We start from the raw sequence: 11,979 nt of genomic DNA, 5'->3' as shown, positions 1-11,979 counted from the left end.
TGACCATATGTGAAAGAACCGGTACTCATTAAGAGTAACAGATACGGCATCACCATCTATTTTGAACCGGATATACCTTACAAAGAACTGATATCCGAGGTGGAAAATAAATTCCAGGCTTCTGCACATTTCTTTAATCATGCAGAAATGGCTGTGGAATTTGAAGGCCGTACTTTCACAAAAGAAGAAGAGCAGTATCTGACAGAAGTTATTCAAGATGCTGCCGGGATACGTATATTATGTATTATCGAAAAAGATACTGTTACAGAAAAGATTCATAAACGAATGCTGGATGAAAGTCTGAAAGCCATCCATGAGAGAGACGGCAGGTTTTATAGAGGTACGCTAAGAGAAAGACAGATTTTAGAATCTGAAACAAGTATCGTGATTATCGGTGACATCGAGGAAGGTGCCAAAGTGATATCAAAAGGAAATGTCATATCTACTGGTACAATTTACGGAACTGTCATTGCCGGTGCATCTGGTCGTTACGATGCGATAATAGCAGCACTCCAAATAAAGCGCGCAAAGCTAAAAATAGGAGACATTGAAGTAAAACCAGTAATAGGAGGAAGTTATTCATGGGCGAAGTTATTGTAATTACATCAGGAAAAGGTGGAGTCGGCAAAACGACAACAACAGCAAATATAGGTGCAGGTCTATCAAAATTCGACAAAAAAGTTGTGGTCATAGATACAGATCTTGGTCTTCGCAATCTTGATGTAGTCATGGGACTTGAAAATCTGATTGTCTATAATCTTGTAGATGTGATTGAAGGGACTTGTCGATTAAAACAGGCATTAATTCGTGATAAACGCTATGAAAATCTCTATCTTTTGCCTTCAGCACAGACAAAAGACAAATCAGCAATATCGCCAGGTCAGATGAAAAAACTGACTTCTGAATTAAAAGAAGAATTTGATTACATACTTTTGGATTGTCCGGCTGGAATTGAACAAGGATTTCAAAATGCGATTGCTGGTGCAGACCGCGCTATCGTAGTGACAACACCTGAAGTATCTGCAATCCGAGATGCAGATCGAATCATTGGTCTGTTGGAAAAGAACCAGATAAAAACAATTGATCTGATCATCAATCGAATTCGTATGGACATGGTAAAACGTGGAGATATGATGTCTATAGATGATGTAACGGAGATATTATCCGTTCCTTTGATCGGAGCACTTCCTGATGATGAACAGGTAGTCATTGGAACTAATCAGGGCGAACCGGTCGTTGGATTAAATTCTCAGGCCGGGACAGCATATATGAACATCTGTAAGCGGATCATGGGAGTAGAAGTTCCATTTATGGATCTGGAACATAACACTGGTATTTTTTCAAAGCTTTCACACCTCTTCAAAAAAGAATAGGAGGATATAAGAATGCTGAAAAGATCTTCTGTTTCTATCGCAAAGAACCGATTGAAAGCATTGGTCGTATCTGACCGTGTGCAATGTACTCCAGAAGCATATGATAATATTTGCAAAGAATTATATGAATCCCTTTCCAAATATTTTGAACTTACAGAAGAAAATTTTCAGGTAGATATAAAACGGACACAAGTTATTATTACATTTGCAGGAGAAGAAACGTGAGATTACCTAGATTTACAAAACCTTATCATTTAAAAGATTATAAATTCAGCTTAATCATCCTTGTCGTAGCAATATCCATACTGGGGGTTCTTGCTGTCGGCAGTGCCAAACCGGCTTATCAGTCTAAACAGATTTTAGGACTTGGAATTGGTCTTGTCGTCATGGTTATAATATCGTTGATTGATTATGTATGGATCATGAATTTTTATTGGCTGATTTATCTGTTCTCAATAGTGATTTTGGCTGTAGTTCTGGTTTTTGGAACAGAAGTCAATGGTGCAACTCGTTGGATCGATCTTGGTTTTACAACATTCCAGCCGTCCGAACTTGCCAAGATTCTATTGATTCTGTTTTTCGCCAAATTTATCATGGAGCATGAGGAAGATATCAGTGACAAATTTACGATTATAAAATATGCGATTCTTGCAGGAATACCGCTTGTATTAATCGTATCAGAGCCTAATCTTTCTACGACTATTTGTACGGCAGCAGTTATCTGTATTTTAATCTATATCGGAGGTCTGAGTTATAAATTTATTGGAACAGTATTGGTCGTTCTTGTTCCGGTCGCAATTATTTTCCTAAGCATTGTAGTTCAGCCCAACCAACCGCTCTTAAAAGATTATCAGCAGAAACGTATCCTTGCCTTTCTGGAACCAGAAAAATATGCCAGTGATGAAGCATATCAACAAAAGAATTCTGTGATGGCAATCGGTTCCGGTCAGTTGACAGGAAAAGGGTTAAATAATAATACGACCACCTCTGTCAAAAATGGGAATTTCATCTCTGAGCCGCAGACAGACTTTATTTTTGCAATTGTAGGTGAAGAACTTGGTTTTATTGGTAGTTGTATAGTTATTGCGTTATTGTTATTAATTGTGATACAATGTATTTTAATAGGTACTCGATCGCAGGACCTGGCGGGAAAGATCATCTGTTGTGGAGTGGGCAGTCTTATTGGTGTCCAAAGTTTTATTAATATAGGTGTTGCCACACAGTTATTACCTAATACCGGAGTTCCGTTACCATTCGTAAGTTATGGGCTGACTTCTCTAGTTAGTTTATATATGGGTATAGGTTTTGTCTTGAACGTCGGGTTGCAACCGAAAAAATATCAATAAGGAGTGAGAACAATGAACATTGGCCTGATAGCGCACGATTCAAAAAAGACTTTAATGCAAAATTTTTGTATTGCATATAGAGGCATCCTTAGTAAACACAATCTATATGCGACCGGAACAACCGGACGTTTAATTGAAGAAGTAACCAATCTGAATGTCCACAAGTATCTTGCCGGACCATTGGGGGGTAAGCAGCAGTTAGGTGCACAGATTGCACAGAATGATATTGACGCGCTTATCTTTTTAAGAGAGCCCAATAACCCAAAACCTCATGAACCAGATGTGAATGACGTTATACGTCTCTGTGATATGTATAATATCCCGATGGCAACCAATCTTGCCACCGCAGAATTAATTATATTAGCAATTGATAGAGGAGATCTTGATTGGCGTGAAATGTATCGGTAAGTTTGGCAAGGTGCTAATTGTTATTACTTCTTTTTTACTTCTTGTATCAGGATGTGGAAAAAAGGAAGAAGTAGTAGCAGCATATGAAACAGAAAACTATAACAAAGCTATTTATAAAGCTGATTTATTTGCAGATAATTTGTGTGTAGTTTCCGAAGACGTTGATCTGGAGGGGACTCCTGATACTTCAGGTTTACATGCAGCTGCTTTATTTGACTTGGATGGAAAAAAAGTTGATTTTTCATATCATGTTTTTGAAAGATTATATCCAGCAAGTACAACAAAGATATTAACTGCGCTGGTGGCACTAAAAAATGCAGATTTGTCGGATATGGTGACAGTTTCTACCAATGCAGACGCCGCAAGATTTGCAGCAGATGAACAGACTTGCGGAATCCATGCGGGAGACCAGCTTACACTTTCTGATCTGCTTTATGGGCTCCTTTTATATTCAGGAAATGATAATGCTGTTGCAATTGCTGAGTATGTAGGTGGAAGTATGGATCATTTCGTGCAAATGATGAATGATGAAGCACAAGATTTATTAGCTACAGGCACACATTTTGTAAACTCTAATGGTCTTCACAATGAAAATCATTATACAACTGCTTATGATCTGTATTTGATTTTCAATGAATGCCTAAAATATGATGAATTTGTTAATATTATCAGTGCTGATTCTCATGTAGCTTCTGTTACAGGGGCAGACGGAACCGTTCGACAGATCACCTGGCAGCCAACGAATTTTTATGCGACTGGTGAAGCTGAATTACCCGATTCTGCGACAGTTATCGGCGGTAAGACCGGAACAACCCAGGAAGCAGGAAATTGTCTGATCCTATTAGAAAAAGGCGCTAATGAGCATCCATATATCTCCATTGTAATGGGCGCAGATACAAAAGGTATCCTTTATCAGGATATGACAATGCTAATAAATGCGATACCAGAAAAGCAATAAGAGGGGCATCTCGAACGGGATACCCCTCTTGTCTGTAAAAACCATATTATTATGAAAAACTGGTGACTCTGCCGTACAAACTAATAAGATAAAGGCCGCACAGCCCGACAATTGTGTAGATAATACGTGAAATCCACGAAAGATTACCGAATAGAAATGCCACCAGATCAAAACGGAATATCCCAATCAAAAGCCAGTTAATGGCACCTATGATTACGATTGTCAGAGCGGTATTATCAAACCATTTCATGTAAAATTCCTCCTTTTAACATGCTACCATTAGTATGGCTTATGGAGATATAATTATACATGGGAAAGGAAAAAAATATCAAATGAATCAACAATTGCCATATTATCCTTATTCTGATTATTTAAAAAATAAATACGGTGAAAAAGTGTATAAGCTTCCGGTCAACCTTCCGGTCAGCTGCCCGAATCGCAGAAATGGTCACGGATGCTCTTTTTGCGCTGAATCAGGGACTGGATTTGAAGCTATGGACTGTCATATTCCTGTTCATAAGCAATTAGAAAAAACAAAGGAATATATTGAAAATAGATATCATGCGCATAAATTTATTGCTTATTTTCAAAACTATACAAATACTTTTCTTCCATTAGATGATTTCGCGTTTTATATGAATGAAGCCGTAAAAGTTCCTGATATAATAGAGATTGCCGTCTCGACACGACCTGATTGTATCACCGAAAGTTATCTGGATGTTCTTCAGTCATTAAAAGAATCTTACCAGGTTGGAATCACAATAGAATTAGGGCTTCAAACTACAAACTGTCATACACTTCAAAGCATAAACCGTGGACATACATTGGCAGAATTTATAGATGCCGTTTTGAAGATTCATCGGTACGATTTTGATCTGTGTACTCATGTAATATTAAATCTGCCGGGAGATGATATGCTGGATGCCATTGAGAATGCAAAGATATTATCTGCACTTCATATACAAATCGTTAAAGCTCATTCACTGTACATTGCAAAAAACACACAGTTGTACAACGCCTACGAAAATGGTACAATAGCTTTATGTTCAAAAGAAGATTACATCAAAAGACTAGCTGCGTTTCTGGAATATCTAAGTCCAGATATCGCTGTGGAACGGCTCTTTAGCCGTATCCCGGAAAAAGATGCCGTATTCTGTAATTGGGGTTGCAGCTGGTGGAAATTACGAGATGAATTGTTGACATATATGGAACAGACTAATAGTTATCAGGGAAAAGAATATCATTATCTGAACGGAGCTGCTCTGAAAGAATTAGAGACATAAAACAGGAGGCTTTATTTTTGGCAGGAAACAAACTTACAAACATTCAGGTTTATCGAAAAAAATGGAATATAAATATAGGAGTTATCATTTTCGGGGCTGTATTCATCTATCTGGTTGTAACAGTTTTACTATATCTGACAGGGAATCATGTAACTGCTTACGAAGTAAGAGAAGGATCCATCTTAAAAGATAACGCTTATACTGGCTTTATTGTCAGAGACGAGACAATTGTACAGGCAGAATCTGATGGCTATATCAATTATTTTGCTTTGGAAGGAAGCAAAGTTGGAGCAAAGACCCGCGTATATACCTTGTCTGATAAAAAGCTGGAATTAACCTCGAATACTAACGAAGAATCTCTGGAACTTACTTCTGAGGAACAGAACTCTATATTGATGAAGACTCAGTCATTTTCAGAAAATTTTAGAGAAGAACAATTTAGTGATGTATATACATTAAAAAATAATATTACAAATGTATTGGAAAGCAAATCTAATCAAAGCAGACAAGCTCAATTAGACGCTATGGTTGCAGAAGGAAACAATGATCTTCAGATATATACAGCTGTTTCTGACGGAATCATTCTCTATTCTACAGACGGTTATGAAAACATAACCACTGATCAAGTGACAGAAGATGACATATCAAAAGCTAATTATGAGTCAAAAAATCTAACTGATAATACAAAAATCAAAGCTGGAGATCCTGTATATAAATTAATTCGTTCTAATGATTGGTCTGTTGTTATTCTTCTAAATGATGAGACAGCCAAAGAATTAGCAGATGTAAATCGTGTAAAAGTCTCTTTTTCTAAGGATAACGAGACTACATATGCTGGCTTTTCCATACAAACGAAAAAAGATACCTCCTATGGAATTCTTACCTTCGACAGCTCCATGATTCGCTATGCGGAAGAAAGGTATCTGGATCTGGAATTAATTCTGGAAGATGAATCAGGGCTTAAGATTCCAAAATCTTCTGTAGTAACGAAAAAGTTCTATACCGTTCCAAAGGATTATCTGACATCTGGAGGAAACAGCAGTGGTACAGGTGTACTCGTTGATATCAGTAAAGATCAATCACAATTCCAAAGTGTGGAAGTTTATTATTCTGACGAAGAATCGAATTTGGTTTATCTTGATTATGATGCTTTTGATTCAAATACTGTATTAAAAAAACCGGATTCATCCGAGACCTATGAATTGACTAAAACCAAGAAATTAAAAGGCGTGTATAATATCAACAAAGGATATGCTATATTCAGACAAGTGCAGATTCTATGTGAAAGTGATGAGTATTATATTGTTGCATCCGGTCAAGATTATGGTCTGACAAATTATGACCACATAGCATTATATGGAGATAGCGTCCGTACAGATGATGTGGTATTTTAAGAAGGAGTGGTTAACTTATGTTAAAAGAAAATCTAACATCCGTTGAAAATCAGATTCAGACTGCATGTGAGCGCTCTGGCAGAGATAGAAAGGATGTCACATTAATTGCGGTGAGCAAGACCAAGCCTGTTGAAACACTGGAAGAGGCATATAATTTAGGCGTCCGTGTTTTTGGCGAAAACAAAGTGCAAGAACTGGCAGATAAATATGAAGTACTTCCCAAAGATATTCATTGGCATATGATTGGTCATTTGCAAAGGAATAAGGTAAAGTATATCATCGATAAAGTCGATCTGATTCATTCCGTAGATTCTGTACGTCTTGCAGAAACGATTGAAAAAGAAGCCGCAAAACACAATCTGACAGCCAACATTCTAATTGAAGTAAATGTTGCAAAAGAAGAAAGCAAATTTGGAATAATGCCAGAAGAATTGGATGAATTCATTGAAAAAATTGCTGGTTTTTCACATATTCAGGTAAAAGGGCTGATGACAATCGCTCCTTTTGTAGAAGATCCTGAAGAAAACCGCCCAATTTTCGCGCGTTTACGCAAATTATCTGTTGACATCGCAGCGAAAAACGTTGATAATATTACTATGAGCATTCTTTCAATGGGCATGACAAATGATTATCAGGTAGCCATAGAAGAGGGCGCAACGATGGTCCGGGTGGGAACTGGAATTTTTGGTGCGCGCAATTATGCTCTAGTATAACCGAAGATAGGAGATAATTTAGATGGGAGTATTAGATAAGTTTTTAGATATTATGAAACTGAGTGATGACGACGATTATGAAGATGACGATTTCTTCGATGATGATTATGACGATGATTACGAAGAAAAGCCAAAGAAAAGTTTTTTCCGAAAAGATAAAGAAGAAGTTTATGATGATTATGACGATGATTATGAACCTCCTGTAAAGACAAAGTCTACACGTTCTTCTAATAATAAAGTAACACCGATGCGTCAGCCGGCCAGAAGAAATAATGTCAGCATGGAAGTTTGTGTAATCAAACCTAACTCTGTTGAGGATTCTCGTGAAATTACAGAGACTTTATTAAGTGGACGTACTGTGATCCTGAATCTGGAAGGCCTGGATCTCGAAGTTGCGCAGCGTATTATCGATTTTACTTCTGGTGCAGCGTTTGCAATCAGCGGTAATTTGCAGAAGATTTCCAATTACATATTCTTGGTAACACCTACAAATGTCGATATTTCTGGAGATTTACAGGATTTATTAAATACTTCTTTCGACGCATCATCCATGCGTTCAAGATTCTAATAGCTATGAATAAAGAAGAGATATTGTTACAAAAACGGCTGATTGAACTGTCAAAAATTGCATATGCCCGTGGGATTGTTACATTCTCTGATTTTCTAAATCTGAATGAATTAAATATATTACATACCACTCCAAAAAATTTGTTTATGTCTCAATATGAGACATATGGCGGGTATGACTTATCAGAGCGTCAGATGGTTGCATTTCTACCTGATGCTCTTTATTATGATTATCAATATCCCATTCAGATGGTAGAAATAGCACCAATCAACCAAAAATTTTCAGAAGATTTAAGTCATAGAGATTATCTGGGATCTGTAATGAATCTTGGAATCGAACGAAGTAAATTTGGAGATATTATTGTTGATAATGGCAGGGCAATTCTATTTAGCAAAGAAGAATTAGCTGATTATATCAAGGAAAATCTCACCCGTATCAAACACACGACAGTACAGGCTAAAATCATACCAGATTATGAAGTGTCATATGAGCCGAAGTATGAAGAATTAAAGGGAACAGTTCCTTCTATTCGCCTAGATACCATTCTTTCTATTGCATATCCTTTATCAAGGAGTAAATTAACACCCCTGATTGAATCCGGAAGGGTATTTGTCAACGGAAAATTAATCACAAGCAATGGGTATCATCTAAAAGAAGGAGATATGATTTCTGTTCGCAAAATGGGACGAATATCATATACAGGAATATTATCCGAGACTAAAAAAGGACGATATATGGTCTCTGTTCGCAAATATATATAGACGAGGGAATAATGAATATTGCTATGAATACAGAAAAAAAAACTTATAAGCACTATCTGACATCAATCATATGTATGGTTGTTCTCATCATTTTAGATCAAATCACAAAATTATGTGCAATAAAAAATCTGAAAAATCAGTCACCTTACATTATCATTAAAAATGTATTTCAACTTGAGTATTTGGAAAACAGAGGAGCTGCTTTTGGATTATTCCAGAACCAGCGTGTTTTCTTTTTCGCAAGTGTAATTTTGATAACTATTATTGTAGTACTTTTTTATTACAGAGTTCCAATGGAACAAAGATATCTTCCGCTGAGAATATGTGCTGTCTGCATCATGGCTGGCGCATGGGGAAATTGTATAGACCGAATACGTCTTAATTACGTTGTTGATTTTTTCTATTTTAAGCTGATAGATTTTCCAATCTTCAATGTGGCAGATATTTATGTCACCGTATCAACGATTGCGTTGGCAATCTTAATATGCTTCTATTATAAGGAGGAAGACTTTGAAAGAATACTTCACCGTTGAGAATCAGGAAGGAGAGCGAATTGATCGTTATCTTTCCGAAGAAATGGAAGACCGGTCAAGATCCTATATTCAAAAATTAATCAAAGACCAGTATGTAATCGTTAATCAGAAGCCTGTAAAAGCCAATTACAGGCTTTCTTTAGGTGACATGGTAGAGATTACTCTTCCAGAGGCAAAAGAGCCTGACATTATTCCTGAGAACATTCCGCTGGATATCTTGTACGAAGACCAAGATATTATTATTGTTAATAAACCAAAACAAATGGTAGTTCATCCAGCACCGGGACATTACAGTGGAACTTTAGTTAACGCTTTAATGTATCATTGTGGTCAGGAACTGTCCGGTATTAATGGTACAATGCGTCCTGGAATCGTACATCGCATTGATATGGACACAACTGGTTCTCTGATTGTCTGTAAAAACGATATGGCCCACCAAAGCCTCTCTGAACAATTAAAGGTTCATTCCATCAAACGTGTTTATGTTGCCATTGTGCATGGGAATATAAAAGAGGATAACGGTACCGTTAACGCACCCATCGGAAGACATCCTACTGAGCGTAAAAAGATGAGTATTCATACCAAAAACGGAAGGAATGCTATTACCCACTATAAAGTACTAGAACGTTTTGGAGAGTATACTTATATTCAATGTGAACTTGAGACCGGACGCACGCATCAGATTCGCGTGCACATGGCCAGTATCGGTCATCCATTAGTAGGAGATCAAGTATATGGTCCCAGAAAATGTCCTTTCCCTAAGCTTCAAGGACAAACTCTTCATGCAAAAACTCTTGGAATCATTCATCCCCGAACAGGTGAATATCTGGAAATAAATGCACCGTTACCAGATTATTTTATCGAACTATTAGACAGACTAAGGAATATTTATCATTAAATTATACAAAAATTCTATACAATTACTTCAAATTATTATATAATATATTCATAATTATTTTTGAGGAGCGTGATTGGTATGGCAAAGACAAATACTATAATAACTATCGGCAGACAGTTCGGAAGCGCCGGTAGAGAGATTGGCTATAAAGTAGCAAAGGATCTTGAAATTAAATTATATGATAAAGAGATGCTTGACCGTGCCGCAAAAGAGAGCGGTATATGTCAGGAATTATTCGAGACGCACGATGAAAAACCAACAAACAGCTTTTTATATTCTTTGGTAATGGATACCTATTCGCTCGGTTATTCATCAGGAAGTTATACGGATATGCCGATCAACCATAAGATTTTTCTTGCACAGTTTGATGCAATAAAAAAAATTGCAGATGAAGGCCCATGTATCCTAGTTGGTCGTTGCGCAGATTACGCATTGGAAGAATACGATAATGTATTAAGCGTATTTATTCATGCGGATCTTGATGCACGTATTCGAAGAATCGCCCGTATATACGATTTATCTGACGCTAAAGCCAAGGATATGATTTTGAAGACCGATAAAAAACGAGCTAGTTACTATAACTATTATAGCAATAAAAAATGGGGTGCTGCAGAAAGCTATAATATCTGTCTCGACAGCTCCAAATTAGGAATTGACGGAACAGCAGAGGCAATTGAAAAACTAATAGAAATCAAAGAATCTGATAACAGTAAAAAGCTATAATATGTCCAAAAGGGGACGTAGTATTTTTTCAAAATACTACGTCCCCTTTTTAAAAATGTGGTGTACCCAAATTTATCTTTTTTGCAAAATACGTTCTGGCCATCCATTTATATTTCCATTCAAAATAGCCGTAAACATTCTTTGTTTTGCACCGGGATGTTCTTCATTCAACTGCTTGACCAGTTCCTTGGCATATTGTCTCTTGGTGTATCCATCAATTGGGCAACGACTGGTAACAACAGGCAGGTTATACTTATTTTTAAATCCAATAACATCTGCTTCGTCTACAAACATAATCGGACGTATAACCGTCAGATCCATACGATCTAAGTATGTCCGTGGTGAAAAAGAATAGAATCGACCTTCAAACAGCAAGGAAAGCAGCATCGTTTCTATAATATCATCTTTATGATGTGCATAAGCAACTTTATTGCATCCCATTACTTTTACCGCCTCATTCAACGCACCTTTTCTCATTTTCGCACAGAGAGAACATGGATTGCTTTCTTTTCGTTCCTCAAAAAGAATGTGCGCAATGTCTGTTTTTACAATCTTGTAAGGTACACCCAGTTCTTCACACAACTTCACAACAGGGGTAAAATCACACTCACTGTAACCCAGATCTACCGTAACAGCGCTCAATTCAAAATGCTTCGGATAAAAACGCTGAAGTCCATGAAGTGCATATAACAAAGTCAAACTGTCCTTTCCTCCAGAGATTCCAACTGCAATGTGATCTCTCTCCTCAATCATCTGATATTCGTCAACAGCTTTTCGAGTATAGCTGAGCAATTTTTGTAGCTTCATCTTATATTCATCCTTTCCTGATATCCAGCCTTTATTTTAACAGAAGCCTCTCATAATGTACATAATATTTTCTTAAGATTGTTTTGAAGGTTTGTATAGGTGTCAATGATTGGTAACACTTCACCCCTCATATAATGTCAAGGGAAAGGTGGAGATTCCTAAAAGGAATACTACCTGACCTTGACATTATCCTTCATGATATACTGGTTCACGG

General features: G+C 37.0%; 16 protein-coding genes. 14 read left to right on the top strand and 2 right to left on the bottom strand.

Going from position 1 to position 11,979, the window contains the following annotated elements:
- Nucleotides 1-9: 9 nt before the first annotated feature.
- The 6 genes from ABE613_RS13575 to ABE613_RS13550 are packed head-to-tail and all read left to right on the top strand — an operon-like array spanning nt 10 to nt 4,085.
- Nucleotides 10-600 (top strand): septum site-determining protein MinC, encoded by a 591-nt coding sequence (locus ABE613_RS13575; RefSeq protein WP_235231447.1) that lies wholly within the window; start codon nt 10-12, stop codon nt 598-600.
- Nucleotides 582-1,373: a septum site-determining protein MinD gene (gene minD, locus ABE613_RS13570; protein WP_235231448.1), complete on the top strand. Its 792-nt coding sequence runs from the start codon at nt 582-584 to the stop codon at nt 1,371-1,373. The genes ABE613_RS13575 and minD overlap by 19 nt, the downstream gene beginning before the upstream one ends.
- 12 nt (nt 1,374-1,385) lie before the next feature.
- Nucleotides 1,386-1,598 carry a cell division topological specificity factor MinE gene (locus tag ABE613_RS13565; protein ID WP_235231449.1) on the top strand — a complete coding sequence of 71 codons (213 nt, stop codon included), beginning with the start codon at nt 1,386-1,388 and terminating at the stop codon, nt 1,596-1,598.
- Nucleotides 1,595-2,719, top strand: a complete 1,125-nt coding sequence (locus ABE613_RS13560) for an FtsW/RodA/SpoVE family cell cycle protein (protein ID WP_347376663.1) — start codon at nt 1,595-1,597, stop codon at nt 2,717-2,719. Before ABE613_RS13565 ends, ABE613_RS13560 begins: the two co-directional genes overlap by 4 nt.
- Before the next feature lie 12 nt (nt 2,720-2,731).
- Entirely contained in the window at nt 2,732-3,127 is a 396-nt protein-coding gene (gene mgsA, locus ABE613_RS13555; RefSeq protein WP_235231451.1) for a methylglyoxal synthase, read from the top strand.
- The gene (locus tag ABE613_RS13550; RefSeq protein WP_347376662.1) at nt 3,111-4,085 is read left to right on the top strand and encodes a D-alanyl-D-alanine carboxypeptidase family protein; all 975 of its coding nucleotides are present in this window, start codon (nt 3,111-3,113) and stop codon (nt 4,083-4,085) included. The genes mgsA and ABE613_RS13550 overlap by 17 nt, the downstream gene beginning before the upstream one ends.
- A gap of 49 nt (nt 4,086-4,134) precedes the next feature.
- Here ABE613_RS13550 and ABE613_RS13545 read toward each other — a convergent pair whose 3' ends face one another.
- A complete protein-coding gene (locus ABE613_RS13545) occupies nt 4,135-4,335 on the bottom strand; it encodes a DUF378 domain-containing protein (protein WP_235231453.1) in 201 nt (66 codons plus the stop codon).
- An 82-nt stretch (nt 4,336-4,417) separates the two neighbouring features.
- Here ABE613_RS13545 and mnmL point away from each other — a divergent pair, with 82 nt between their 5' ends.
- The 8 genes from mnmL (at nt 4,418) to ABE613_RS13505 (ending at nt 10,958) form a co-directional block, all read left to right on the top strand.
- Nucleotides 4,418-5,368 carry a tRNA modification radical SAM protein MnmL/YtqA gene (mnmL, locus tag ABE613_RS13540; protein WP_235231454.1) on the top strand — a complete coding sequence of 317 codons (951 nt, stop codon included), beginning with the start codon at nt 4,418-4,420 and terminating at the stop codon, nt 5,366-5,368.
- A gap of 17 nt (nt 5,369-5,385) precedes the next feature.
- The gene (locus tag ABE613_RS13535; protein ID WP_347376661.1) at nt 5,386-6,762 is read left to right on the top strand and encodes a biotin/lipoyl attachment domain-containing protein; all 1,377 of its coding nucleotides are present in this window, start codon (nt 5,386-5,388) and stop codon (nt 6,760-6,762) included.
- Nucleotides 6,763-6,779: 17 nt separating this feature from the next.
- On the top strand, nt 6,780-7,475 hold the full coding sequence (locus tag ABE613_RS13530) for a YggS family pyridoxal phosphate-dependent enzyme (protein WP_235231456.1): 696 nt from the start codon (nt 6,780-6,782) through the stop codon (nt 7,473-7,475).
- Between the two features lie 22 nt (nt 7,476-7,497).
- Nucleotides 7,498-8,043 (top strand): cell division protein SepF, encoded by a 546-nt coding sequence (locus tag ABE613_RS13525; RefSeq protein WP_235231457.1) that lies wholly within the window; start codon nt 7,498-7,500, stop codon nt 8,041-8,043.
- A 5-nt stretch (nt 8,044-8,048) separates the two neighbouring features.
- Complete coding sequence (locus ABE613_RS13520; RefSeq protein ID WP_235231458.1) at nt 8,049-8,804, top strand: YlmH family RNA-binding protein; 756 nt, start codon at nt 8,049-8,051, stop codon at nt 8,802-8,804.
- Between the two features lie 23 nt (nt 8,805-8,827).
- Nucleotides 8,828-9,337: a signal peptidase II gene (gene lspA / locus ABE613_RS13515; RefSeq protein WP_510182365.1), complete on the top strand. Its 510-nt coding sequence runs from the start codon at nt 8,828-8,830 to the stop codon at nt 9,335-9,337.
- A complete protein-coding gene (locus ABE613_RS13510) occupies nt 9,315-10,235 on the top strand; it encodes an RluA family pseudouridine synthase (protein WP_235231460.1) in 921 nt (306 codons plus the stop codon). The genes lspA and ABE613_RS13510 overlap by 23 nt, the downstream gene beginning before the upstream one ends.
- A 78-nt stretch (nt 10,236-10,313) precedes the next feature.
- Nucleotides 10,314-10,958: a cytidylate kinase-like family protein gene (locus ABE613_RS13505; RefSeq protein ID WP_235231461.1), complete on the top strand. Its 645-nt coding sequence runs from the start codon at nt 10,314-10,316 to the stop codon at nt 10,956-10,958.
- 72 nt (nt 10,959-11,030) lie between these two features.
- Here ABE613_RS13505 and ABE613_RS13500 read toward each other — a convergent pair whose 3' ends face one another.
- Complete coding sequence (locus tag ABE613_RS13500) at nt 11,031-11,765, bottom strand: tRNA lysidine(34) synthetase (RefSeq protein WP_347376659.1); 735 nt, start codon at nt 11,763-11,765, stop codon at nt 11,031-11,033.
- Nucleotides 11,766-11,979: the final 214 nt, after the last annotated feature.

The sequence above is a fragment of the Dorea chungnamensis genome (genome assembly GCF_039832125.1).
GTDB lineage: Bacteria > Bacillota > Clostridia > Lachnospirales > Lachnospiraceae > JAFBIX01.
Note: the sequence above shows the minus strand (reverse complement) of the source record. Positions and strands in the feature narration are given on the sequence as shown.

Bases quoted from the DNA above. Each gene is read 5' to 3' on its own strand.
- ABE613_RS13525 (WP_235231457.1), top strand. From the start codon at position 7,498: ATGGGAGTATTAGATAAGTTTTTAGATATTATGAAACTGAGTGATGAC.
- ABE613_RS13500 (WP_347376659.1), bottom strand. From the start codon at position 11,765: ATGAAGCTACAAAAATTGCTCAGCTATACTCGAAAAGCTGTTGACGAA.
- mnmL (WP_235231454.1), top strand. From the start codon at position 4,418: ATGAATCAACAATTGCCATATTATCCTTATTCTGATTATTTAAAAAAT.
- lspA (WP_510182365.1), top strand. From the start codon at position 8,828: ATGAATACAGAAAAAAAAACTTATAAGCACTATCTGACATCAATCATA.
- ABE613_RS13530 (WP_235231456.1), top strand. From the start codon at position 6,780: ATGTTAAAAGAAAATCTAACATCCGTTGAAAATCAGATTCAGACTGCA.
- ABE613_RS13520 (WP_235231458.1), top strand. From the start codon at position 8,049: ATGAATAAAGAAGAGATATTGTTACAAAAACGGCTGATTGAACTGTCA.
- ABE613_RS13505 (WP_235231461.1), top strand. From the start codon at position 10,314: ATGGCAAAGACAAATACTATAATAACTATCGGCAGACAGTTCGGAAGC.
- minD (WP_235231448.1), top strand. From the start codon at position 582: ATGGGCGAAGTTATTGTAATTACATCAGGAAAAGGTGGAGTCGGCAAA.
- ABE613_RS13565 (WP_235231449.1), top strand. From the start codon at position 1,386: ATGCTGAAAAGATCTTCTGTTTCTATCGCAAAGAACCGATTGAAAGCA.
- ABE613_RS13545 (WP_235231453.1), bottom strand. From the start codon at position 4,335: ATGAAATGGTTTGATAATACCGCTCTGACAATCGTAATCATAGGTGCC.
- mgsA (WP_235231451.1), top strand. From the start codon at position 2,732: ATGAACATTGGCCTGATAGCGCACGATTCAAAAAAGACTTTAATGCAA.